General features: G+C 65.2%; 19 protein-coding genes. 11 read left to right on the top strand and 8 right to left on the bottom strand.

What is annotated here, in order from left to right:
• Window positions 1–140: 140 nt before the first annotated feature.
• Both sucC and sucD read left to right on the top strand, forming a co-directional pair.
• Window positions 141–1,310 carry an ADP-forming succinate--CoA ligase subunit beta gene (gene sucC, locus JQT59_RS15035; protein ID WP_109332700.1) on the top strand — a complete coding sequence of 390 codons (1,170 nt, stop codon included), beginning with the start codon at window positions 141–143 and terminating at the stop codon, window positions 1,308–1,310.
• A gap of 16 nt (window positions 1,311–1,326) precedes the next feature.
• Window positions 1,327–2,229, top strand: a complete 903-nt coding sequence (gene sucD, locus JQT59_RS15040; protein ID WP_015889388.1) for a succinate--CoA ligase subunit alpha — start codon at window positions 1,327–1,329, stop codon at window positions 2,227–2,229.
• A 59-nt stretch (window positions 2,230–2,288) separates the two neighbouring features.
• Here the strand turns inward: sucD and JQT59_RS15045 are convergent, their stop codons facing one another.
• Entirely contained in the window at window positions 2,289–2,915 is a 627-nt protein-coding gene (locus JQT59_RS15045; protein ID WP_213576800.1) for an IMPACT family protein, read from the bottom strand.
• Window positions 2,916–3,041: 126 nt separating this feature from the next.
• Here JQT59_RS15045 and JQT59_RS15050 point away from each other — a divergent pair, with 126 nt between their 5' ends.
• The 4 genes from JQT59_RS15050 to purH all read left to right on the top strand — a co-directional run bounded on the left by JQT59_RS15050 (window position 3,042) and on the right by purH (window position 8,054).
• Window positions 3,042–4,133 (top strand): DUF5336 domain-containing protein, encoded by a 1,092-nt coding sequence (locus JQT59_RS15050; RefSeq protein ID WP_213576801.1) that lies wholly within the window; start codon window positions 3,042–3,044, stop codon window positions 4,131–4,133.
• A gap of 114 nt (window positions 4,134–4,247) precedes the next feature.
• Window positions 4,248–5,768, top strand: coding sequence for a cell division protein PerM (locus JQT59_RS15055; RefSeq protein WP_213577764.1), 1,521 nt, complete (start codon window positions 4,248–4,250; stop codon window positions 5,766–5,768).
• 53 nt (window positions 5,769–5,821) lie between these two features.
• Entirely contained in the window at window positions 5,822–6,505 is a 684-nt protein-coding gene (purN, locus tag JQT59_RS15060) for a phosphoribosylglycinamide formyltransferase (RefSeq protein ID WP_213576802.1), read from the top strand.
• On the top strand, window positions 6,498–8,054 hold the full coding sequence (purH, locus tag JQT59_RS15065) for a bifunctional phosphoribosylaminoimidazolecarboxamide formyltransferase/IMP cyclohydrolase (RefSeq protein WP_159924919.1): 1,557 nt from the start codon (window positions 6,498–6,500) through the stop codon (window positions 8,052–8,054). Before purN ends, purH begins: the two co-directional genes overlap by 8 nt.
• Before the next feature lie 55 nt (window positions 8,055–8,109).
• Here purH and JQT59_RS15070 read toward each other — a convergent pair whose 3' ends face one another.
• A complete protein-coding gene (locus JQT59_RS15070) occupies window positions 8,110–8,343 on the bottom strand; it encodes a hypothetical protein (protein WP_159924921.1) in 234 nt (77 codons plus the stop codon).
• Between the two features lie 483 nt (window positions 8,344–8,826).
• On the opposite strand from JQT59_RS15070, the gene JQT59_RS15075 reads away from it, so the two are divergent.
• Window positions 8,827–10,020: an N-acetylmuramoyl-L-alanine amidase gene (locus tag JQT59_RS15075; RefSeq protein ID WP_213576803.1), complete on the top strand. Its 1,194-nt coding sequence runs from the start codon at window positions 8,827–8,829 to the stop codon at window positions 10,018–10,020.
• Here the strand turns inward: JQT59_RS15075 and JQT59_RS15080 are convergent, their stop codons facing one another.
• Window positions 10,021–10,989: an alpha/beta hydrolase family protein gene (locus JQT59_RS15080; protein WP_213576804.1), complete on the bottom strand. Its 969-nt coding sequence runs from the start codon at window positions 10,987–10,989 to the stop codon at window positions 10,021–10,023.
• Between the two features lie 190 nt (window positions 10,990–11,179).
• Here JQT59_RS15080 and JQT59_RS15085 point away from each other — a divergent pair, with 190 nt between their 5' ends.
• The 3 genes from JQT59_RS15085 to JQT59_RS15095 all read left to right on the top strand — a co-directional run bounded on the left by JQT59_RS15085 (window position 11,180) and on the right by JQT59_RS15095 (window position 14,932).
• On the top strand, window positions 11,180–11,497 hold the full coding sequence (locus JQT59_RS15085; RefSeq protein WP_213576805.1) for a hypothetical protein: 318 nt from the start codon (window positions 11,180–11,182) through the stop codon (window positions 11,495–11,497).
• Between the two features lie 76 nt (window positions 11,498–11,573).
• Window positions 11,574–12,959 (top strand): ATP-binding protein, encoded by a 1,386-nt coding sequence (locus tag JQT59_RS15090; protein ID WP_109335301.1) that lies wholly within the window; start codon window positions 11,574–11,576, stop codon window positions 12,957–12,959.
• Window positions 12,959–14,932, top strand: a complete 1,974-nt coding sequence (locus JQT59_RS15095) for a vWA domain-containing protein (protein ID WP_213576806.1) — start codon at window positions 12,959–12,961, stop codon at window positions 14,930–14,932. The genes JQT59_RS15090 and JQT59_RS15095 overlap by 1 nt, the downstream gene beginning before the upstream one ends.
• A gap of 53 nt (window positions 14,933–14,985) precedes the next feature.
• Here JQT59_RS15095 and JQT59_RS15100 read toward each other — a convergent pair whose 3' ends face one another.
• The 4 genes from JQT59_RS15100 to JQT59_RS15115 form a co-directional block, all read right to left on the bottom strand.
• Window positions 14,986–18,465: a serine/threonine-protein kinase gene (locus JQT59_RS15100; protein ID WP_213577766.1), complete on the bottom strand. Its 3,480-nt coding sequence runs from the start codon at window positions 18,463–18,465 to the stop codon at window positions 14,986–14,988.
• Window positions 18,466–18,606: 141 nt separating this feature from the next.
• Window positions 18,607–19,392: a hypothetical protein gene (locus JQT59_RS15105; RefSeq protein ID WP_213576807.1), complete on the bottom strand. Its 786-nt coding sequence runs from the start codon at window positions 19,390–19,392 to the stop codon at window positions 18,607–18,609.
• 189 nt (window positions 19,393–19,581) lie between these two features.
• Window positions 19,582–20,964, bottom strand: coding sequence for an L-serine ammonia-lyase (locus JQT59_RS15110; RefSeq protein ID WP_213576808.1), 1,383 nt, complete (start codon window positions 20,962–20,964; stop codon window positions 19,582–19,584).
• Window positions 20,965–21,036: 72 nt separating this feature from the next.
• Entirely contained in the window at window positions 21,037–21,450 is a 414-nt protein-coding gene (locus JQT59_RS15115) for a glycine cleavage system protein H (protein WP_213576809.1), read from the bottom strand.
• Between the two features lie 500 nt (window positions 21,451–21,950).
• On the opposite strand from JQT59_RS15115, the gene pabB reads away from it, so the two are divergent.
• Window positions 21,951–24,041 carry an aminodeoxychorismate synthase component I gene (pabB, locus tag JQT59_RS15120; protein ID WP_213576810.1) on the top strand — a complete coding sequence of 697 codons (2,091 nt, stop codon included), beginning with the start codon at window positions 21,951–21,953 and terminating at the stop codon, window positions 24,039–24,041.
• A gap of 100 nt (window positions 24,042–24,141) precedes the next feature.
• On the opposite strand, the gene folP is transcribed toward pabB, so the two are convergent.
• On the bottom strand, window positions 24,142–25,008 hold the full coding sequence (folP, locus tag JQT59_RS15125) for a dihydropteroate synthase (protein ID WP_213576811.1): 867 nt from the start codon (window positions 25,006–25,008) through the stop codon (window positions 24,142–24,144).
• Window positions 25,009–25,040 lie beyond the last annotated feature (32 nt).

A 25,040-nucleotide genomic window follows, 5' to 3' on the forward strand; every position in this document is an offset into this window, starting at 1 on the left:
ACCTCAGGGGGGCGTATCGCGTGATGTGGACCACATACCATGCACGCGGGCGCAGACCTGGCCCGGCAACTGGTTAAAGTCCAAAACAGACCCGCTCCTACCCCTCGAGCGGGTGTCAACGCAGACGAGACGGTGAGCAGATGGATCTCTTCGAATACCAGGCGAAGGAACTCTTCGCCAAGCACGAGGTGCCGACTTCGGCTGGGCGTGTTACCGACACGGTCGCCGGCGCGCGCGAGATTGCCGAAGAAATCGGCAAGCCCGTGATGATCAAGGCACAGGTCAAGGTCGGCGGCCGCGGCAAGGCGGGTGGCGTCAAGTACTCCGCAGACGTCGACGCCGCCCAGGCGAACGCCGAGGCGATTCTCGGCCTCGACATCAAGGGCCATGTCGTCAAGAAGCTCCTGGTCGCAGAGGCGAGTGACATCGCCGAGGAGTACTACATCTCATTCCTGCTCGACCGCACCAACCGCACCTACCTGGCCATGTGTTCGGTGGAAGGTGGAGTCGAGATCGAGGTCACCGCCGAGGAGAACCCCGACGCCCTCGCCAAGATCCCCGTCGACGCCGTGAAGGGTGTCGACCTCGCGTTCGCGCGCAGCATCGCCGAGGCAGGAAAGCTGCCCGCCGAGGTGCTCGACGCAGCGGCCGTCACGATCCAGAAGCTGTGGGACGTCTTCATCAAGGAGGACGCTCTCCTCGTCGAGGTCAACCCGCTGGTCCGTACCCCTGACGACCAGATCCTCGCGCTCGACGGCAAGGTCACGCTGGACGAGAACGCTGCCTTCCGTCAGCCCGGCCACGAGGCGTTCGAGGACAAGGACGCCACCGACCCGCTCGAGCTCAAGGCCAAGGAAAACGACCTCAACTACGTCAAGCTCGACGGACAGGTCGGAATCATCGGAAACGGCGCCGGCCTGGTCATGTCGACCCTGGACGTCGTCGCCTACGCCGGTGAGAAGCACGGCGGCGTGAAGCCCGCCAACTTCCTCGACATCGGCGGCGGTGCGTCCGCCGAGGTCATGGCCAACGGGCTCGACGTCATCCTGAACGACGAGCAGGTCAAGAGTGTGTTCGTGAACGTGTTCGGTGGCATCACCGCGTGTGACGCGGTCGCCAACGGCATCGTCGGCGCCCTGAAGACGCTCGGAGACGAGGCCAACAAGCCGCTGGTCGTCCGCTTGGACGGCAACAATGTCGAAGAGGGTCGCCGTATCCTCGCCGAGGCCGCTCACCCGCTGGTCACGGTCGTCGGAACCATGGACGAGGCCGCCGACAAGGCTGCCGAGCTGGCCTTCGCCGCAAAGTAAAGGGACTTAAAACAACATGGCTATCTTCCTGACCAAGGACTCCAAGGTCATCGTCCAGGGCATCACCGGCGGCGAGGGCACCAAGCACACCGCGTTGATGCTCAAGGCCGGTACTCAGGTCGTCGGCGGCGTCAACGCCCGCAAGGCCGGCACCACCGTCACCCATGACGGCGGCGTCGAGCTCCCCGTCTTCGGCACCGTCGCCGAGGCGATCGAGAAGACCGGTGCGGACGTCTCGATCGCGTTCGTTCCGCCGGCCTTCGCCAAGGACGCCATCGTCGAGGCCATCGACGCGGAGATCCCGCTCCTCGTGGTCATCACCGAGGGCATCCCCGTGCAGGATTCGGCGTACGCCTGGGCGTACAACGTCTCCAAGGGCAACAAGACCCGCATCATCGGCCCGAACTGCCCCGGCATCATCACCCCGGGCGAGTCGCTGGTCGGCATCACCCCCGCCAACATCGCGGGCAGCGGCCCCATCGGTCTCGTTTCCAAGTCGGGCACGCTGACCTACCAGATGATGTTCGAGCTGCGTGACTTCGGTTTCTCCACCGCCATCGGCATCGGCGGCGACCCGGTCATCGGTACCACCCACATCGACGCCATCGAGGCGTTCGAGAAGGACCCCGAGACCAAGGTCATCGTCATGATCGGTGAGATCGGTGGCGACGCCGAAGAGCGTGCCGCCGACTACATCAAGGCGAACGTGACCAAGCCGGTCGTCGGCTACGTCGCCGGCTTCACCGCGCCCGAGGGCAAGACCATGGGCCACGCCGGCGCCATCGTCTCCGGCTCCTCGGGAACCGCGCAGGCCAAGAAGGACGCCCTCGAGGCGGCCGGCGTCAAGGTCGGCAAGACGCCGTCCGAGACCGCTGCGCTCGCTCGCGAGATCCTGCAGAGCCTGACCGTCCAGGCCTAGGCGCTCCGCGCCCGTGCGTGGTTGACGAGTCCAGAGACTCGTCAACCACGCACGGGCCGCTAGGCGTCTATCCAGATCTCTCCGGCCGGATGTAGTGTTCCCGCGCCTGCCGTGACTTCCGCGACCAGCTTCGCCAAGTCCTCCGAATCGCGAGCCGCGAGCGTGAGTACAGCCTCTTCGCCGTACGTCGTCTCCACGACCACCACGCCGCGCATCCGCAGTTCCGACTCCACCCGACCCGCATCTGCATGACGAGTTGCCAGCGTGTGAAGTTGTCGACGCTCCCGTGCCACGAGGCGTGACGCGTCGATCGCCGCGGCCACCGCGCCCGAATACGCGCGGACCAGCCCGCCCGCCCCCAGTTTGATTCCGCCGAAGTATCGCGTGACCACCACTGCGACGTCGACGAGGTCCCGTGTTCGCAGGACCTGCAGCATGGGTATCCCCGCCGTTCCGCCGGGTTCTCCGTCGTCACTCGAACGCTCGAGCCGTTCACTGGGTCCGTTCCCGACAATGTAGGCGAAACAATGATGCCGCGCATCGGGATACGCGCGGCGCTGCGACTGCACGAAATCCTGTGCCGATTCTGCATCCTCCACTCGCCGCAGGGCTGCGATGAAGCGGGAATGCTTGATCTCTGTTTCGACGGTGAGATCGGTAGCGCGGGGAGCGAGCGTGTACGGCATCGACCCATTGTCTCCCGCGCCATTCCCGGCGGTGTGGGCCGCTACCGAGGGCAGTGACCGACGGGTATACGTAGGCTAGCGTCGGAAGAGCGCACGCAGACGACCACTTGTCGACGAGGAGAAGTCATGACGTTCCCGCCCGGCGGACCGAGCTACGGTCCGCCCGCGCAACAGAATGCAGCGCAGGAGAATACAGGGGGAGATTCCAAAGGCCTGGGCTTTTTCCTCCTGATCGGTGTCGCCGTCCTCGGGTTGCTGAACCTGCTGTTCGGGTTCGCCCCGTACGTCACCGTCGTCAGCGAACCGCTCAATTCCTTCGAGGCGGGGTCGCACGGTCTCGGGCTGCTGTTCCTCGGCGGTCTGCTGGCTGCGGTATCTCTTCTCCCCAAACAGAACTATGCGGGTGCCGCGGCGGCGGCGTCCATCTCCGGCTGGGTTCTCGCCCTGCTCATCTTCCTCAACTTCGACGCCGATTCGGGTTGGGGCGCCATCTTGATCCTCGTGCTGGGCTTCATCCAGTCGGCACTGGCGGTCGCTGCGCTGCTGTTCGACATCGGCATCGTGAAGCAGCCGGTCCGCAGTCCTTCGGCCGCTGGTGCTTTCGGCCAGTCCGGGCAGGGCGGCTACGGCCAGGGCGGGCAACAGTCCTACGGGCAGCCGTCGCAGGGCTACGGTCAGCAGCCTTCACAGGGGTACAGCGGTCCGCAGGGCTTCGGTCCGCAGGGCGGTCAGCCGCAGCCGGGATACGGGCAGTCGGGTCAGTCTCCGTACGGCCAGCAGGGCTTCGGCCCGCAGGGCCAGCCCGGTCAGCAGCAGCCCGGTCAGCAGCAGCCCGGCCAGACGCAGTCTTCGCCAGGCCAGTCCGGTTACGGTCAGGGCTACGGGCAGCAGCAGGGCTATGGGGCAGGGTCGGCGCCGTACGACGCTCCGACGACTTCATATCAGCAGCCGCAGTACCAGGGGTATTCGCAGCCGGGTGCAACCCCCGCCTCGCAGTACCCGACGGGACCGGCGGGCACCAGTTACGGTTCGGCCCAGCACGCCGCTCCTGCCTACGGCGCACAGTCCGGATCGTCGCCGGTAGAGCGCACCCTGGAGTACGGCGAGCAGTCGCGTTCCGAGTCGCAGCATGCCGACTCGGGTGAGTCGTCCGAGTCCGAGGGCCCCGGTGCCCCGACCCAGGCCTTCGACACCCGTTCCGACCGGGACGACAAGTAACGGGACAGAACCAAGCAGATGGCCTTCGACCGCCCATGGTCGGAGGCCACTTCTGTGCGGCGCGCCTGACCGCGGTCGCGGCGCCGAGGTGCCACTCTCGAGGGGATGAGTTCTTTGGTTGATCGTGTTCAGCGCAGGGCCGCACGAGGTGATGAGCGGCGATCCGCTGAAACTGGGCGGGGTCCGCAGGCCCGGGTGCCGGACCCCGACGAGGCGTGGGCGTTGCTGGCGGTGGCGTTCCGGCCGGCCGCGGTGACGATCGTTCTGCTGTCGGCGTTGATCGTGGTCACGCTGGTCGCCGCGAACAGCGACCTGACCGGGACGTTCGGCGCGATCGCTGCGTCGTGGCTGGCGATTCACCAGGTTCCGGTCACCGTCGACGGCACCGTGCTCGGTGTCCTTCCGTTGATCCCGACCGCGGGCATGGTGTGGGCTGTCGCCCGCGGGTGCGCCGGGGCCGTCGACGTGGCGTCGTCGCGCCGCCGGGTTCTCCGAGTCGTGGGAGCCGCGGTGTGCGGCCCCTTGGTCATCACCGCGATCAGCCTGGCGGTAATCGCGGACGCATCGGCGGTCATCGCGTTGTGGCCACCGAATACTCTCGCCGCGTTCGGCTGGGTGTTGTTCGTGCACCTGCTGGCCGCCGGGCTCGGGGTCGCGGTCACGATGGGGCCGACGTGGTCTGCGGATCTTCCGGCATGGGCGCGGAACGCGGTGCGGCCGGGACTGCGCGCGGCGACGGCGATTGTCGGTGCAGGTGCCGCTCTGGTCACCGTGTCGTTGCTGGTGGAGTGGTCGACGGTCGGTGGGCTGCTCGAGCGGGGCGACGGTGTGGTGGGCCTCCTCGGGCTGACCGTGCTCTCGGTGCTGTACCTGCCCAACGTCGTGATCGGTGCGGCGGCCGCCGCGATGGGCGGCACGGCGGACATCGGGGACGTGTCGGTGAGTGTGTTCGGGAATGTGGGCGGCTCGCTGCCTCCGTTGCCGGTACTCGGCGCCGTTCCGGACGGCGCTGCGGGCGGTGCCTGGCCCGCTCTGCTGATGATTCCCCTGCTGATCGGTGTCATGCTCGGCCGCGACTCCGGGCGGCGCGTGGCCGGGCAGGAAGCTCTGTTCACGGTGTTGGCCGCGGCCGCGGGTGTGGGTGTGGTGACCGCGATTCTCGGTCTGGTCGCCGGTGGTGAGCTGGGGGCCTTCGGCACCGTCCGGATCACGTGGTGGGTGTTCGGCGGACTGACATTCGCCTGGCTGGGATTCGTCGGAGTGATCACCGCGGTCGTCATCGCGTGGTTCCGCGGGCGGGGCGCTGACGACGACGCGGACGAGGCCTCGACCGACGAGGAGGAACCCCATCTCCCGGGTGAGGAAGAGGTGCCCGCCATCGCCGCTCCCGTTCCCGATGCATCTCCCATCCCGGCGGGTAAAGCTCCGGGCAGGGTTATCGAGGCGGAGCTCGTGGAGGACCCGGAGACACCGGCAGGCGCCGCGGCACCCGAGGACGACGAGGCCCAGGCCGAGGTCGTGGTGGACGCCGAGGTGGAGGAAGACCCGGCGACTACGGGATCGGATGCGTCCGGCGAAGCGGATCACGGAGCTGAAGGCGACCTGCCCCGAGGGTCCGCAACCCCCAGCGACTAGGCTCTTGCTCGGTCGACGATGTGACCGCCCGTTCGATTTCACCAGCCTTTCGATTGTTCAGGAGTAGAGCGCTGACTTCCTCGCGTGACCACCTGAGGCCGACGGCGGCGACCGGGACGTCATCGACGGCACCGGCCCGGGTCGTCGTACTCGCATCCGGTGCCGGCACCCTGCTGAGGTCGCTCATCGACTCCTCCCGGACCGGCGGATATCCCGCTGACGTCGTGGCGGTCGGCGTCGACCGGAACTGTGACGCGATCCACCACGCGGAGGCAGCCGGAATTCCCCACTTCCGCGTGAGCCTGCGCGACCACCCGGACCGTGCGTCGTGGGACAAGGCACTCACCGAGGCTGTCGCGGCACACGAGCCGTCGCTGGTGGTGTCGGCGGGCTTCATGAAAATCCTCGGCCCGGCCTTCCTCGACCGGTTCGGTGGCCGCATCATCAACACCCACCCCGCGCTGCTGCCCGCCTTCCCCGGTGCGCACGCCGTGCCCGATGCGCTGGCGTACGGCGTCAAGGTGTCAGGGTCGACGGTGCACCTCGTGGATGCCGGTGTCGACACCGGCCCGATTCTCGCGCAGGAACCCGTGCCCGTGCTCGACGGCGACGACGAGTCGACCCTGCACGAGCGAATCAAGACTGTGGAGCGACGGTTGTTGGCGGATGTCATCGCCGCCGTCGCCACCCGTGGAGTTGTATCCGATGGACGAAAGGCCGTGATCCCCAGTGAGTGAACGCAAGGCTGTGCGCCGAGCGCTCGTCAGCGTCTACGACAAGACCGGTCTGGTCGAGCTGGCTACCGGCCTGCACAAGGCGGGTGTCGAATTGGTGTCGACCGGGTCGACGGCCGCGAAGATTGCCGACGCCGGTATTCCGGTGACGCCGGTCGAGGCGCTCACGGGGTTCCCCGAGTGCCTCGAAGGACGGGTCAAGACCCTGCACCCGCGGGTGCACGCCGGTGTACTCGCCGACACCCGTAAGCCGGAGCATCTCGCCCAGCTCGACGAACTCGGCATCGAGGCGTTCCAGTTGGTGGTGGTGAATCTCTACCCCTTCACCCAGACGGTCGCCTCGGGTGCAACTCCCGACGAGTGCGTCGAGCAGATCGACATCGGCGGTCCGTCGATGGTCCGCGCTGCCGCGAAGAACCACCCGTCGGTTGCGGTCGTCGTCGATCCCGCCCGCTACGAGGACGTGCTCGCGGCGGTTGACGGCGGCGGTTTCACGCTCGGTGAGCGGACCGCTCTCGCCGCGCAGGCATTCCAGCACACCGCGTCGTACGACGTCGCCGTGGCGAGCTGGATGACGTCCACGCTGGTCGACAGTGGTGACTCGCAGTTCCCCGAGTGGGCCGGTGCGACGTGGGACCGTTCGGCGGTGCTCCGTTACGGCGAGAACCCGCACCAGGCCGCCGCGCTGTACGTGAATCCCGCCGCTTCCGCAGGCCTCGCTCAGGCGGAGCAACTGCACGGCAAGGAAATGTCGTACAACAACTACACCGACGGAGACGCCGCTTGGCGTGCCGCTTACGACTTCAGCGATCCCGCGGTCGCGATCATCAAGCACGCGAATCCGTGTGGCATCGCGGTCGGCGGCGACATCGCCGAGGCGCACCGTAAGGCGCACGCGTGTGATCCGGTGAGCGCATACGGCGGCGTGATTGCTGCCAACCGTGAGGTCACCGTGGAGATGGCGGAGCAGGTTGCCGAGATCTTCACCGAGGTGATCATCGCGCCGTCGTACGCAGACGGAGCACTCGGTGTGTTGCAGCGGAAGAAGAACGTTCGCGTGCTCCTCGCGAAGGCGCCGAACCCCACCGGGATCGAGCTGCGTCCGGTGTCAGGGGGAGCGCTGCTCCAGGAACGGGACGTCCTCGACGCCGAAGGTGACAACCCCGCCAACTGGACTCTCGCGGTCGGAGACGCTGCCGACGAGCAGACCTTGAAAGATCTCGAGTTCGCTTGGCGGGCTTGCCGTTCCGTGAAGTCCAATGCCATTCTGCTGGCCAGCGACGGTGCGTCGGTCGGCGTTGGAATGGGTCAGGTCAACCGTGTCGACTCAGCGCATCTGGCCGTGCAGCGTGCAGGCGACCGGGTCGTCGGGTCGGTGGGTGCGTCCGACGCGTTCTTCCCGTTCCCGGACGGCTTGCAGGTTCTCGCCAACGCAGGCGTCAAGGCTGTGGTGCAGCCGGGCGGTTCGGTCCGCGACAACGAGGTGATCGACGCCGCCAAGGAAGCCGGTATCACCATGTATCTCACGGGCGCGCGGCACTTCGCGCACTAGCGTTCGGCGCTTCGCGAACGGGCCTCGGCTTCCTGCCGTGGCCCGTTCGTGGTTGTCAGGCCGCTGCGGCTGCGTGTCCCCGGCCGGTGCCTTCGAGTGTGCGCGGCGAACCGGTGATGACCACGCGTGCGGCACCTCGGCTGCGGATCTCGCTGATCAGCTCGCCGAGGGTCGCTTCGTGTGCGGCGTCGCAGTGCGACAGGTCGAGCGTGACCGCGTATCCGGTGAGGTCGTCGGGCAGGCCTGGATACGGGGGCTCGGTGGACAGTTGGTTGATCCGAAGTTTCATGGAGTGCTCCTGCAGGTGAAGGGTAAAAGAAAAGGCACCCGAGGGGTTTGCCCTGGGTGCCCGAGAAGAACTGGATGGATTCTCGTCATTCTCGGGGTGCGCCGTACTTGGAGATGTGCTTGTCGGCGGTGCAGTGACGCCATGCGGGTACGGATGCGAAGAGCGCGTGAAGCTGCATCATGTCCGTACCTTTCTGCGTGACGTTGCTGGTTGGTAGATGACCGTACAGCACCGATCGAGGGTTGTGCACTTCCATTATCGGGTCCGCCGCGCTCACTGCCGAGCTGAGCAGCGATCTTTCGTGCAGAGTTGCCGTGCTGTTCACCTTCTCGCGATTCGCCGCTTCGGTCACAGGTTGCTCTCGATTCGGTTTCGAGCAGCACATTCGTTCGTTGCAGCTGCTTCACTCGGGGCTGATGTGACTCGTGTGGCACCTGTGGAAGGAGAGTGGCGCCCGCACTGCGACGTGCGCCCATCCCCGGTATGAACAGAACTGCAATCAAGGCCGGCCTCGGTGCCTGCGTCCTCGGCGCCTCCGTACTCATTCCCGCCCATGTCTCGGCGCAGCCGGAACCGGCGCCGACAGCGACCGGCACCGAACTCGCCGACCTCACCGTCTTCCTCGACCCCGGTCATCAAGGTTCGGACGAGGGGAACGACCTCACTCGGCAGGTCGACGACGGCAGAGGCGGCACCAAGGACTGCCAGACGAGTGGAATGACCTCACTGGGCGGGGTACCGGAGCACACGATCAACTGGAATGTGGCGCAGCTGGTGAAGAGCAGTCTCGAAACCTTGGGCGCGTCGGTGGTGCAGAGCAGGCAGAACGACACCGGCTGGGGCGGATGCGTCGACGAACGAGCGCGCGCGGCGAGCGAGTCGAACGCCGACGTGGCCGTGAGTATTCATGCCGACTCGACGGCGTCGGGTGAGGACGCCGGTAAACATGGCTTCCACATGATCGTCCCTACCCTGCCGATACCGGACGAGGCGGCGAACGCGGCCCAAAGCGGGGGCGGCCTCGAAGCATCGAAGATGATGCGCGACGCCTATGTTGCCGACGGATTCGTCCCTGCCAATTACGCGGGGGTGGTCGACGGCATCCAGACCCGCGCCGACGTGGCGGGACCGGCGCTCACGAAGGTTCCACTGGTGTTCGTCGAGATGGGTAACGGTTCCCATCCGGAGGACGCAGCCCAGCTCGAAAGTGCCGACGGTCAGTTGAAGCACGCGATCGCCATCACCACGGGCATCGTCACGTATCTGCTCACCGGATCGTCCGTAGGATCCGAACTCGACGCCGTACAGTCGGCCGCCGCGACCACGGAAGCGGACGCGACCACCACCACTGCGGCCTCGTCGTCAGGGTCGCCGACCACCACCACGACACCGAAGGCGCCATCGGCCGCGGCAGCGCAAGACCCGACCACGACGGCTGCCACAACCTCGGCATCTGCCACGACCACGACCACGGCCCCGACGACCACGACACCGTCCGCACCGGCGCCGGCCGGGGAATCGACGGAACTGTCGCGGCTGCTCGAGACGCTGCGACCGCTTCTCGAAGTCGACGGAGTGGACGGTCTCGAGGATCTGGTGGACAACGAGAACCTGGGGCTCGTCTCCGACCTGGCCCGGACACTGATGGCGATGCTGAACGACGCCCGGTCGAACTGACTACAGGGTGGCCACCCAGGCGCTGAACGGCTCGGCGAACTCCGACGAATAGGGGAGGGGCTCGACGTAATCGGGGCCTGTGGACGGGCGGTTCCCGACGTCCTTGAGGACATGGCTGGCGTTCACCATGCGCACCGACGTGAGAGCAGTGTGCGCCAGTGCGGCATCGAGTCCATCGACATCGGCCAGCTGCACCTGGATGTCCTTCGCCGAGCAGCTCGTCAGAACAGGGAAGCCGGCAGGGAGGCGGCCGGCGAGCGTTCGAGGGTCGAGTGCGTCCTCCTCGGCGAGGGCTTTCGCGTTGGCGTGGACCAGACCCGCGTTCTGCAGTGGCTCGGGCAGGTTGTCGGGGATCGTTCCGTCTGTGCGGAGCGACTCGACGGTGTCCGCCAGGGCAAGCCGGAGCTCGTCCGCCAGTTCCACCGGCAACTGCCCTGCGCCCACAACGGTGTCCAATTGGGCGGAAATCTGGGTCGTCAGCAGGTCGAGGAGGCGGACACTGAGCGGTTCCAGAAGTCCCACGGCACGGACCCGGTTCTCGCCGATGGCGGTGGCGAGCGCCAAGGCGACGAGTCCGCCGTCGCTGTGACCGATAACGATGAGCCTCGACGGGTCCACACCGGGTTGCGCCGCGAGGAAGTCCAGCCCCGCCGATGCGGCGTCGACGAACGTGGTGAATCCGAGGTCGCCGATCTCGTCCACCTCATAGGGGCCGAGAGCGGTTCTCCCGCTGCCGATCTTGTCGTAGCGCAGGCTCACGATGCCGTGCTGCTCGAGGAGATCGGCGAGAAAGCGGAGGGTTCCGATGTCGCCGGGGAGGAGGCCGCTGTCACCGTTTCGATCGGTGGGTCCGCTACCGGCGAGCAGGAGCGCCCCGGGTGCGGCCGCCCCGGTCGTGTGCTCGGGGGTGCGCAGGCTGCCGTAGTAGGTGACGGCACCGCTCTCGAACGTGATCTCGGCGTCAGGCATGGGGACTGTCTACCAGTTCCGTACGAACGGTCGCGAGGCGCAAGCGCACCGAGTTCCGTGAGGCGGAGCCGACCCCAGTTTCTCAGAGATGCAACACAGTCCTCACAAGAACGGCGAATAGCGTTCAGGTCAGCACATCCCCCGCCGGCGCTGCGCCGGATCGAGATCCGACTCCAGGAAGGTGCACGCCATGAACGTCGTACAGCTGAACACGGGTGGGTATGTCGCCGCCTTGTTGTCGCTCGATTTCGTCGACGGCGCCTTCCGCGGCGATGCCGTCGAGCGCATTCATCGCGGCGAGGTCGACGAATGGGCCTTCGCCCTGGCCCGTACCGGGTTGTTCGGGAACCGTGCCGTGGCCGAAGCGGTCCAGTCGTGGCGAGACGATCCGCGATCGCTGCTCGATGCCCTTCTCGCCGACGCGGACGAGGTGCTACGCAAACGTTACGACGTCGCCTGGCAGGCGCTGGACAGGGTGGCGACGGTCGGTTCGGCCGCGTACGCGTGACGCGGGTGTGACGAAATCTCGTCGCTTCGCCACGTCAAGGCGTGCCGATTGTCTCGAACACTCGTAGCTTGGAGTGGTGACGTCATCGCAACAGAGACCTTCCACACTCGGCGAGCTCCGTGAGTCGGGCCATGTTCAACGCACCGTCAAGGAAGAAATCCGCGAGAATCTGCTCGCGGCCCTGCGTGACGGACGTGATCCGTGGCCCGGCATCGTCGGGTTCGAGGAGACGGTGTCACCGCAACTCGAGCGTGCCCTGATCGCCGGGCACGACGTGGTGCTCCTCGGCGAACGTGGACAGGGCAAGACACGACTGCTCCGCACACTCAACCTGCTCCTCGACGAATGGACTCCGGTGATTGCCGGTTCCGAACTCGGGGAGCATCCCTATGAGCCCATCACCCCTGCCTCGATCCGTCGGGCGCGCGAACTGGGTGACGCCCTGCCCGTTCTGTGGCGGCATCGCAGCGAACGGTATTCGGAGAAACTCGCCACGCCCGACACCTCCGTGGCGGACCTCGTCGGTGACGTCGACCCCGTCAAGGTGGCGGAAGGCCGCAGCCTCGGCGACCCCGAGACCATTCATTTCGGATTGGTGCCCCGTGCTCACCGCGGCATCGTCGCCATCAACGAACTCCCCGACCTCGCCGAGCGCATCCAGGTATCGCTGCTCAACGTGATGGAGGAGCGCGACATCCAGGTTCGCGGGTACACCCTGCGGCTTCCCCTGGATGTTCTGCTGGTGGCGAGTGCGAACCCGGAGGACTACACCAACCGTGGTCGCATCATCACTCCGCTCAAGGACCGGTTCGGCGCCGAAATCCGCACCCACTATCCGAACCATCTCGACGACGAGGTCGAGGTCATCCTTCAGGAAGCGCATCTCCTCGCCGAGGTGCCCGAGTATCTGCTCGAAATTCTGGCGCGCTTCACCCGCCTGCTGCGCGAGTCGACGTCGGTCGACCAGCGATCGGGTGTGTCCGCGCGATTCGCGGTGGCCGGGGCGGAGACGGTGAGTGCCGCGGCGGTCCATCGGGGAGCTGTTCTCGGAGAGGCGGACCCGGTCGCGCGGCCGGTGGACCTCGAGACCGTCGTCGACGTGCTCAGGGGCAAGGTCGAATTCGAGTCCGGTGAGGAAGGGCGGGAGATCGAGGTTCTCGAGCACCTGCTACGCCGGGCAACGGCCGACACCGTGCGGGCCAGGCTCGGCGGCATCGATCTGGCCCCGTTGGTCGCCGCAGTCGAACAGGGTGAGCCCGTCGTCACCGGTGAGCGCATTACCGCCAAGGTGCTTCTGAACGAGCTGCCCGAACTCGACGTCCTGGACGAACTGGCCGAGCGGCTCGGCGCCGAATCGGATGGGGAACGCGCCGCGGCGGCCGAGTTCGCGCTCGAGGGGCTGTACCTGGCGCGCCGGATCTCCAAGAACCCCGACATCAACGGCCAGACGGTGTATTCGTAATGACCCGCAAGGCGGAGCGCGGGTCGCATAATGCGCGGTACGGGCCGTACGAAGGCGGTGATCCGCTTGCGCCGCCCGTCGACCTGAGGGAAGCCCTGGCCGCGATCGGTGACGACGTGCTGTCGGGCAGTTCGCCGCGTCAGGCGTTGCGGGAAATGCTCCGGCGTGGCAATCGCGATATGCGGGGACTCGACGACCTGGCAGCCGAGGCCAATCGACGCAGACGGGAACTGCTGAAACGAAACAATCTGAGCGGCACTCTCGAAGAAGTGCGGGAGCTCCTCGACCACGCTGTCCTCGAGGAACGCAAGGCGCTGGCCCGCGCACTCGACGACGACGCCCGGTTTGCGGAGATGCGGTTGGCGGAACTACCGCCGTCGACGGCGCAGGCCGTGCAGGAGTTGGCCGACTACGACTGGCGTAGCTCCGAGGCGCGCGCAGACTACGAGAAGATCCGGGATCTCCTCGGCCGGGAGGTGCTCGATCAGCGATTTGCGGGCATGAAACAGGCCCTCGAAGGTGCGACGGAGGAAGACCGCGAACGCATTCGCGACATGCTCACCGATCTCAACGACCTACTCGACAAGCATGCCCGCGGTGAGGATACGCAGGAACAATTCGACGACTTCATGAACAAGCACGGCGAGTACTTCCCCGAGAACCCGCGCAACGTCGAGGAGTTACTCGATTCGCTGGCACAGCGCGCAGCGGCCGCGCAGCGTCTCCGGAACTCGCTGTCGCAGGAACAACGCGACGAACTGGACGCGCTGGCCCAGCAGGCATTCGGCGACCCGTCCCTGATCGGACAATTGGATCGGCTCGATCAGCACTTGCAGGCGGCTCGGCCCGGCGAGGACTGGCAGGGCTCGCAACGGTTCCGCGGCGACCAGGGCATGGGACTGGGCGAGGGGACCGGTGCCCTGCAGGACATCGCGGAACTCGAATCGCTCGCCGAACAGCTGTCGCAGCAGTACGCCGGGGCGGCACTGGACGACATCGACGCGGAGGCACTGGCCCGGCAACTCGGTGACGAGGCGGCCGCGGACGCGCGGACCCTGGCAGACCTCGAGAAGGCGTTGCGTGATCAGGGCTTCTTCGACCGCGGTGCCGATGGTCAATGGAGGCTGTCCCCGAAGGCGATGCGGCAACTCGGGCAGACGGCGCTACGGGATGTGGCACAGCAGCTGTCCTCACGTGGGGGACAGCGGGAAACCCGGCGGGCGGGCGCGATGGGTGAGCCGACGGGAGCGTCCCGAGAATGGGCGTTCGGGGACACCGAGCCGTGGAACGTGACCCGCACGATGACCAACGCCGTGCTGAGGGCGGCGGCCGAGGTGTCGGACCGACCCCGTGTCCCGGTCCGGTTGTCCGTCTCCGACGTTGAGGTGATGGAAACCGAGCAGCGGTCGCAGGCGGCGGTAGCGCTGCTCGTGGACACCTCCTTCTCGATGGTGATGGAAGGCCGATGGGTGCCCATGAAGCGCACCGCGCTGGCACTGAATCATCTGATCAGCACGCGTTTCCGCAGCGACGAGCTGCAGCTGATCTCGTTCGGCCGTCACGCGCAGGTGCTGACGCCGTCGGAACTGGCGGGCTTGGACGGCGCCTGGGATCAGGGTACGAATCTGCACCATGCGCTGTTGCTCGCGGCGCGACATCTGCGTCGGCACCCGAATGCGCAGCCGGTTGTCCTGATCGTCACAGACGGCGAGCCGACGGCGCACCTCGAGCCGGACGGGTTCGCGTACTTCGACTACCCGCCGAGCGCGCGCACGCTGGGCCTCACTGTGCGCGAACTCGACACCCTCGCTCGGCTCGGTGCCCGTGTGACGTTCTTCCGGCTCGGCGACGACCCCGGCCTGGCGCGAGTGGTGGATCGCATGGCCGAACGCGTCGGGGGACGGGTGGTCGCACCCGGCCTGGACGGTCTCGGCGCGGCGGTCGTGAGCGACTTCATGCGGCGCAGGCGCTGAGTGCGGCTCCGCCGCCCGTGAGTACTTGTTAACCGCGGGCGGTTGACAAGTACTCACGGGCGTGTCAGCGCACTGTGGAGCACGTTGTCTATGAAGGGCAGCAACACGTCCGGATGCATGGCAGCCCCGCCCTCGTTCAACTGCTCACGCAATTCTCTGAGAACCGACACGACATGGGGTCCGCCGTCGAGGAGGAAGCGTATCAACCCGTGCCGCTCACATTGGGCCACAACAGGAATCAGCGTCTGCTGGGCCTCATCCTTCCGGCCGGCCGCCCGGAGGCAGGCTGCCAGCAGCCGAGTGGCTCCGAGTCGCGCAAGCTCACGTCCGGTTCCGGCGAGTGCATGTACCCAATTCTCGGCCAGATCGCATGCGAGGCTGAGCTGCTCAGGATCACCGCTGCGAAGCAACAGCAAGATCGTGGCCTCGTTCTCCATCTCGGCGGTGACCCGTTCGATTCCGTCTGCAGGCTCCTGACGTGATCGGCGGGTGAGGGGTACGACACCGGAGCGAGGCGGATACCCCAGTCGGGCACGTTCACAGTCCACCGCAGCCCGCAGCCGAGGGAGAGAGTATTTGTTGGCGGTTCGGATGCCTTCATCGAGCTGGGCGACCGCGCTGTCATGGTCGCCGCGTATCGACCTGATCCGGGCACTCGCGCAGTAGTGCCGGATCATGAAGTCCGACGAGCCACCCAGTGCCGCTGCGTCGCTGGTCTCGTCCAGTAATTCTTCAGCCTCGTCGATTCGGTCTTGCTGGTAGAGATCCTCGGCGAGCAGCACGCGGGTGAGTCGCGCGTGCTGGGATTGGGTGTTGCCGGCGTCCCGTACGAGATTGAATGCTCGGTGATACAACTCGCTCGCCCCAGCGATGTCGAGTTGTTCGGCTCGGGCCATACCGGCGAAACAGTATCCGTAGGCAACGGCGTAGGGTCCGGTGGCCTTCTGGTGGTATGGGGTCGCCCACACTTGCCTGTCGTAGGCATCACTGAATCGAAACTCGTAGGTATCGACGATGGTGTCGATGAGTGCCGCCATCGACACGACGAAGGGGTGGTGCTCGTGGGCATGGGCCAGGCAGTGAGCGACGAGATCTTTGACACCGGCTGCGCGGTCAGCGGTGATGGTGGTATCAGCCTGCAGGACATCGGCTTCCACCCTCAGTTGGGCGAGTTGGTCGTCGGGGAGGTCGAGTGTGTTCAGGAGTTCGAGCGTCCGGTGTCGGGCCTTCGTTGCGACGTCGAGTTGCTGTAGTTCAGTGTTCGCCCAGCCGATCGTCAGCTGCAGGCGCGGACTGGACAACACCAGATCGGGCGGCAGCTTGGCAATCAGGCCGAGGAGCGTGGACATCTGGGACCGATCGAGTAAGTACAAGCTGTCGTTCTCGAGCAGTCGGACTGCTGCAGTTCGGTCACCGGCAGCAAGGGTGTGATCGAGCGCCTCGCCGAGTAGGTGCCGCTCACGGAACCACGCGGCCGCCCTGCGATGCAGTGCCGCGATCCGGTCCGGATGGTCACGTTCGAGGCGCTGCCGCAGAATCTGCGCAAACAGGTGATGGTAGCGGTACCATCTGCGGTCCTCCACTGTTCGGGTGAGAAAGAGGTCGCGGGCGACGACCTGATCGAGCTTCGTCGTCCCATCGGGGACGCCTGTGAGAGCTGAAGCCAGTTCTCCGCAGACCCGGTCCGGTACTGCGGTCGCGAGGATGAAGTCGAGGAAGTCGGGCTCGAGGGCGTCGAGCACGTTCTCGGCGAGATACTCGCCGAGTGCGTCGGTCCCGGCGCGCAATTGGCCCAACAAGGTCTCGGGGCCCTCGGATTCCCGCAGCGACAGCGATGCCAGCTGTAGCGCCGCGATCCATCCATCCGTCGAGGCTCGCAATTCCTCGACGTCGGAATCGGCCGGAGGTATCTGCATTCGGTCGGTGAAAAACTGCCTTGACTCGGAGGAATCGAAACCCAGTGCTGCGGAGTCGATTTCCAGTAGTTCGTCGCGAACCCGCATACGGCTGAGCGGTAACCCCGACCGGGTACGGCTGGCCACGATGATCTGAAGGTGGTGGCAGGCGTTGTCGAGAAGAAACTCCATCACCGCGATGGATTCGGGCGCGGAGACCCGATGCCAGTCGTCGATCACGGCGACGAGCGGTTCCCCGCTCTCGTGTAGTCGGTTGATCAGGGAAGTGAGCACGAAACGTTCAGTTGCTTGGCCCTGTTCTTCGAGTGATTGACCGAGATCACCGACCAACTCGGCGCGAACCCTCTGGATCGCTTCGACTAGATGCGACAGAAACCAGACCACATTGTCATCGTCACGGTCGACGGTCAGCCATGCCACTGACACTCCCTGGGAAACGAGTTCCTCCCGCCACTGTGCAACCAGGCTGCTCTTGCCGAATCCTGCCGGTCCGTGGACGAGGGTGAGTCTGCGGCCCTGGCCGGCGCGCAGTGTGTCGAGCAAGCGGTGGCGCCACACCAGTTTTCGGGACGTCGTGGGTGGACGAAACTTGGTCAGCGGGGAAGGGGGCGTTCGTGGCGCTTGCAACCTGTAGGGGCGCGGACGAGACCGTGGTGCGGCGTCTGGAGGTCGCCATTGTGCCGTTCCGGTGGACTCCGCGCCTCTGTCCGGGAGAGGGGAACGTTGCGGTGGTAGCTGCATTCGATCGACAGCCAAGTCATGTCTGCGCTCCACGGCGCGAAGTTCGTTGCCGAAATCGGCGGCGCTGTCGAACCGATTCTCCACGGCACGGGCCATCGCCCGTTCCAACGTCGCGCACACGTCCTCTGGTATTCCGGACTCTCGCAGATCCGGGATCGGCTGCGAGGAGATACGGAGGAACTGGGCAACGACTTGTTCACCACTGAGTCGCTCGAACGCGGCGTGCCCGGTGAGCGCGCAAAACAGGGTCGATCCGAGACTGTATACGTCTGACGCGGCGGTCGGCGGTCGGCCTTCGAGGACCTCGGGCGCGGTGAAGGCGGGGGACCCGGTGATCGACCCAGAGGCGGTTTCGAAGCCTCCGGAAACTCGTGCGATACCGAAGTCTGTCAGCTGCGGCTCGTCGTACTCGGTCAGCAGGATATTCGCTGGTTTGACATCCCGGTGCAAGGTACCGGCTCGGTGGGCGGTCTCGAGAGCGCCGGCGATCTTTATCCCGAGCCGAACGGTCGGTTCCCATCCGATCGGGCCGGTACTCCGAATCTGCGCGTCCAAAGATCCGTGCTCATGATAGGGCATGACCAGAAAGGGGCGGTTGCTCCGCGTAACCCCTACTTGATACAGGTCGACGATGTTGGGATGTCCGGACATCCGGCCCATTGCTCGTTGTTCGCGCACGAAGCGGGCGAGGTTCTCGTGGTCGAGTTCTGTTGTCAGGACTTTGACGGCGACCGTGCGGTCTACCGCTTCGTGGAGGCAGCGGTAAACGACCCCGAACCCGCCCCGTCCGATCTCCACAGCGTCGTCGAAGCCAGCGGCAGACAGCTCGGCCACGATATCCGGCTCGCGCCGAGTGGCCCACCGGTCGTCCGCCATTGGCATACACCACCTCTACGCTCTCCCCAGAATAGTCCGCGCATCTTCACGGCGACGCGAAGTAGTGGGACAGAGCGAATGGAAATGAACGCTGCAGAGAGTCCAGCGGGGGGTGCGCACCGTTGTCGGTGACCAATGAAGTCACAGCGTGGTCGGCGCGGCGACCCCGGCGGTGACGGCGCAGAGGCGATCGGGTTGGCTCGTCGCTGTTGCCTGCGAAGTCGCACCTTCCGTCAGGTCTACCGGCGTGGTTTCCATGTCGTTACGGGCCCGACACCAGGGGGCGATCAGAGTCTCGTAATGGACCCGAGTGAAGTCGGCCGTGCCGACCAGGTCGGCCAGTGCGACTGCCGCTGCCGCGTCGCGCACCGCGGCCGCCGTATCAGCGCAGAGACGGTCATCGAGACGAACGGTGGCGTCGTCCATGTACTCGCGTTCCCATGCCGCATCCTGTGCGCGGTACCAACTCTTGATTCGTCCGGCTTCCCAGGCCGCATCACGGGCAGCGATCCATGCGCTGAGTCGTCGGTGACTGCCGACCAGACTCTCGGTGCGGGTCAGTGAGTGAAAGTCGCTGTGCAAAATTTCGGCGACGTCAATGGCGTGCCGGATGACCTGTCGCCAGTTCGGTCCGAAGGCGTGGTTGCACGCATCTTCGGTGACCTCGAACTGATCGAGAATCATCAGCGCCTCGTCGACAACGTCGACATGCAGGTAGTAATCACCGGGCAGCCCGCACCGGCGCAGCAGCTGGAACGCGACGAATGCTTCGCCACGAACGGCGGCGCAATGGATGAGAACACCGAGGATCGAGATTCGCAGCTCCGGTGCGTAAGTTCCCCGAGGGGGGACCGGATACCGGCGGACGAACTGCGCGGCTCGCGCTGGGAGGAGCCGGAGCTCGTCGGTGACCACATTCTCCAGCATCACAAGCATCCTTCTTTCCAGGGAATCTCCTCGGCACGACCGAAGAACCTGGTTACTCGAACTGACAATCCTCACTGGTTCGGCGCTGTACCCCGGAAACCACTACGAGTCGCGCCGCGGGGACCCACTCGGCTCCAGTGGTGGGCTAGTGCGGCACCGTGTGTGCATTGTGCAGTGTCGACAACGGTGTCAGCACTCGACGTAGTTGACAGGGACGTTGACCGCGAGCCCACCGGTAGAGGTTTCTTTGTACTTCGAGAGCATGTCGGCGCCGGTCGAGCGCATCGTCTCGATCACCTGGTCGAGGCTGACTCGGTGAGTACCGTCGCCGCGCAGCGCCATCCGCGCAGCATTGATGGCCTTACCCGCAGAAATGGCGTTACGTTCGATGCACGGGATCTGGACCAAGCCCTCGATGGGATCACAGGTCAACCCAAGGCTATGTTCCATTGCGATCTCGGCCGCATTCTCGACTTGCTCTGGGGTGCCGCCGAGGATTTCGGCCAGACCGGCCGCCGCCATGGATGCGGCGGAGCCCACCTCCCCCTGACAACCGACCTCGGCGCCGGAAATGGAGGCCCGTTCCTTGTACAGGGAGCCGATGGCCCCGGCAGTGAGCAGGAACTGAATCGCGGTCTTGTCGGGGTCTGCCCTGCCGGCCGGGGTGTAGTGCACGGCGTAGTGCAAGACAGCGGGGATGATTCCGGCCGCCCCATTGGTGGGAGCTGTGACGATGCGGCCACCGGAGGCGTTCTCCTCGTTGATCGCAAGGGCGACGAGGTTGACCCAGTCTTCGGCGAATTCTGGTGAACGATTCGGGTCTTCTCGGTCCAGTCGCAGAAACCAGTCGCGGGCGCGCCGGCGAACCCTCAGTGCACCCGGCAAATACCCGTCGCGCGAGATACCACGCTGCTCGCACTCGACCATCACATCTCGGATGTGGAGCAACTGTTCGTGTATTTCGAGGGTGGACCGTGATTCGTGCTCGATCGAGAGCATGAGGTCGCTGATGCTGCACTCGTAGCGGTCGCAGAGTTCGAGAAGTTCTTTCGCAGATCCGTAATTCAAGCCGCCAGCCGGCGTGGTGGTGGTTTCGATGCTTTCGGCCTCGGTGACGACGAAGCCACCGCCCACCGAGAAGTAGGTCTCCTTGTGTAGTTCGACGTTTCCGTCGGCGTAGGCGGTAAGTGTCATTCCGTTGGGATGGAAGGGCAGGACGGTCAACGGACGCAGGATGATCTCGTCCTCGGCGAGCGCGATGTCGCGGGATCCGCCGAGTGAGATGTGGCGGGTGCTGCGCATGATCTCGAGCCGGCTTTCCATCTCGTCGGTCTCGATATCTTCGGGACGGTACCCCTCGAGTCCGAGCAGGACCGCGGACATCGTGCCGTGTCCGGCACCGGTTGCCGCGAGTGAACCGTACAGGTCTACCTTCACGTCGACGACGTCGTCGAATGCTCCGAGGGTGTGCAGGTCGGAGATGAATCGTGCGGCGGCTCGCATGGGACCGACGGTGTGCGAACTCGACGGGCCGACACCGACGGAGAATAGGTCGAACACGCTAATGGTCATGAAATCACAATCCTGTGTCTGTGCACCTCGAGGGCGCGCGGTGGAAGCAGGGACGGCAGCAGGAATGCGCGCTCATACCGCTTCGCTGAGCTCATCGGTGTATTGAGCGGGAGCGAGCAAGTCCTTCGTGGACGATGTGTGGAAGGGCAGGATGGCGAACAACCATCCCGCGTAGTGGGGGTCGCGAGCTACTAGCTGGGGATCCTCGATCGCAGCGATATTGGTCAGCGTGACCAGGCCACTGAGGGGAGCGTACATCGTGACCACCGTCCGCGACGACGACCAGATCAACGCACACGGAGCGCCGGCGTTCACTGTGCTCCGCACTGCGGGAAGGTCGAGTCCCACGACATCGAGACCATCGAGAGCGGTTGCAGTGATGCCCGCTCTCAAGGGATAGTCCGACAGGGCTTCTCCCGGTGTAAGCGCCAACCAGCTGTGCGATGAGGTGTACATCCGACCTGTGGGCAACTGCATATCTCCCATGGCATTTCCTTCGCATATCGGCGTGGAGGGCGATGCTTGGCCGGCGCAATTCGCCGCAGGCGGAAGCTTTGCCGGCGGGGCTATCGAGATCGACGTGCCGACGCGCTGGCTTCCCCGGTTCGTACACTCTGCAGCGTTGACCCGAACGTGGACGTCGCTCACCGCACCTCCCGTAGGTACCTGTTGATCACCTGACCGGACAAAAACAGACGATTGATATATCAGTGATGGACATCACGGTAGATCAGAACTCGGTGGTGGTCAAGTATCGTCTGACGGCTTCCCTGGGCGGCTGGAAGCCGGATGCCTGAGCCGACTTCGGCGATCCGGGTGAGTAGCTCGAAGAGGTAATCGGTTGCTGCGGTAAGGGATGACGCGGTCCGGTACAGGGAAGCCGGTCCGAGCTCGCTCGAGGCATATTGATATATCAGTCTCAGGCAAAATGGTATACTAGAGCGAATGGGTAGCTGAGATAGCGGGCGCACCGAGGAGATCTGTAGATGGTCAGAACCCTGTTGATAGATAACCACGATTCGTTCACCTACAACCTCTTCGAATTGCTCACCGCGGTCAACGGTGTGTGTCCGACGGTAGTGACGAATGATGTGTCGTGGGAGTCGATCGATTTCACGGCCTTCGACAACGCGGTGATCTCTCCCGGTCCGGGCACGCCGACCAGCATTGCCGACTTCGGTATCAGTGCTCGTGTCATCGCTGAATCGGGGTTGCCGGTGCTCGGGGTTTGCCTGGGGCATCAAGGATTGTGCGCGTTGTTCGAGGCTCGCATTGCTCGTGCCCCAGAGCCCATGCACGGCAGGCTCTCCTCCATCGTGCATACCGGCGAAGACCTTTTCCGCGGGCTTCCTTCGCCGATGAATGTGGTTCGCTATCACTCGCTCGTCGCAGTGGAACTGTCGGAAGAGCTCGAGGTGCTGGCAACGACTTCTGACGGACTGGTCATGGCCGTGCGGCACCGAAGCAGGCCACTATGGGGTGTCCAATTCCATCCGGAATCGATCTCGAGTGAATACGGACGGGAGTTATTGGCCAACTTCCGGGATCTCAGTGTCCCTGCCGCGGTGCACGTTCACAGGCCCGGCCCAGCTCTCGAACGACGGCCACCGCCTGGTAGTCGGCATCCTTGCCTCGTCGTCGACTACCGTCGGCTGGACCGATATCCGGACGCTGCGCAGCTTTTCGACAGTCTCTTCGGCGGTCGATCGGGCACCTTCTGGCTCGATGGCAGTGTCAAATCGGATCTCGCTTCCCGGTTTACCATCATGGGCGACTGCTCAGGACCGTACGGCGAGTACATCACCTACGACCTGAACACATCGACTGTCAACGTCAGCCGCAGTAATCTTCGCGACGAGCAGATTTCGGCATCCATCTTCGACTACGTCGAAGCGCAGCTTCGCCTTCGGGCCGTGGAACCGAACCCCGCGCTTCCCTTCGATTTCCATCTTGGCTATGTCGGCTACCTCGGGTACGAGCTGAAAGGAGAAACGGGCGGCGTGCGGGCCCATACCTCCCCGCACCCCGATGCGGCGTTGGTCTTTGCCGACCGAGCTGTGGTGATCGATCACGAACAAAGATGTACCTACACGCTCGCATTGAGCCCGACACCGAATGATCGGCGCAGCGAAGCTTGGTTCGCCACGGTCGGCGACGCACTGGAGGATCAGGAGGAGGTCGACGACCGGGATGACCCGCCGATTGTCTTCGCACGTCCGACGGGCGCGGAATTCGAACTACGGCACGGCGAGATGGCATACCGTGCTCTGATCGACGAGTGCCTAGAACTGATCCGGGCCGGTGAGACGTACGAAGTGTGCCTGACCAACACGGCAACCGTCGATGCTGGTGTCGGGCCGCGCCGAATCTTCTCTAACATCCTGCGCTTCAATCCGGTGCCGCACGCCGCGCTTCTCTGTTTGCGTGATCTCTCGGTCGTCAGTGCGTCCCCGGAGCAGTTCCTGCGTGTCAGGGCAGACCGGTCGGCGGAGTCGAAACCGATCAAGGGGACCCGTCCGCGCGGTGCCACCGTCGACGAGGACACGGCCCTGATGCATTCCCTCGCCCTGAGCGAGAAAGACCAGGCTGAGAACCTGATGATCGTCGACCTGGTACGCAACGATCTGTCGAGGGTGTGTGCGCCGGGCACAGTGCACGTACCAATCCTGTTCGGAATCGAGACGTATGCGTCGGTTCATCAGATGGTTTCCACCGTACGGGGTGTGCTTCGCACTGATGTCCATGTCATCGACGCGATACGTGCCTTGTTTCCTGCCGGATCGATGACCGGAGCCCCCAAAATCAGGACGATGGGGATCATCGACGAACTCGAAAGCGGTGCGCGCGGGGTGTACTCCGGTGCAATCGGATACATTTCATTGTCGGGAACCGCGGACCTGTCGGTAGCGATCCGAACGATGGTGGTTACCGATGCGCACGTTCAATTCGGCGTCGGCGGCGCAATTACCGCACTCTCCGATCAGATGGAGGAGTACGAGGAGACCCTGGTCAAGGCGGCCTCATCGTGCAAAGTACTCGAAGTCGACGATCGTACGACTATCAGCACGGGAAGGTGATCTGTGTGGCCATGGCCATGGCCGCGGCTTGCGGACCAGGCGACAGAAGCCTCGGATCAACTCACTTCTCCCGCGTACTCGGGCGGCGCCCAGTGGAATGTCAACGTCGCACCGTGGCGCCGCGCACACAGGCGAGTACAGCAACGGCATCGACGGTCGCTGCGACGTCGTGGACACGCAGGACGGCGGCTCCGTTCTGCGCGGCGATCATGGCTGCGGCAACCGAGGCGGCCTGACGGTGGTCGACGCCGCGGCCGGTGATGGTGCCCAGCATGCCTTTGCGAGACAGTCCGGCCATCACGGGAACACCGAGGTCGGTGATCTGTCGGAGCTCGGACAATAGCGCGAGATTGTGGGTGAGGGTTTTACCGAATCCGAAGCCCGGGTCGACCATGATGTGCTCGAGGGGAATTCCCGCATCGAGGCAAGTGGCGACACGGTCGAGGAGGAACCCGCGCACCTCGGTCACGACGTCGCCGTACTCCGGCGAATTCTGCATCGTGTCGGGATCGCCGCGCATGTGCATCAGGCACACGGGCACGTCCAGCTCGGCGGCGGCGCGCAGGGCGCCCGGAAGTCGCAGGGCGCGAACATCGTTGATCAGCGACGCGCCCGCCGCGACTGCCTCGCGCATCACGTCGGGTCTCGACGTGTCGACGGAGATCGGAACCGTTGTGCGTCTGGCGAGTTCCGCGACGACGGGGATCACGCGCGTGATCTCGTCGGCGACGGACGGCGGACGGGATCCGGGGCGTGTCGATTCGCCCCCGACGTCGAGGAGTTCGGCGCCTTCGGCGACCAGAGTCAAGGCGTGCTCGACTGCGGCAGCGGTGTCGAGGTACAGGCCGCCGTCGGAGAACGAATCCGGGGTCACGTTGACGATGCCGCAGACCAGGGGAACATCGCGTGCGAGAGCATCGAGCAGTCGGTCGGTGCGGGTGGCGGTGAGCGTCGGGGACGTAACCATCCGGGCACTCCTTCACGAAGGGAACACCGGTC

The organism is Rhodococcus sp. USK13 (assembly GCF_018343855.1).
Classification (GTDB): Bacteria; Actinomycetota; Actinomycetes; order Mycobacteriales; family Mycobacteriaceae; genus Rhodococcus_F; species Rhodococcus_F oxybenzonivorans.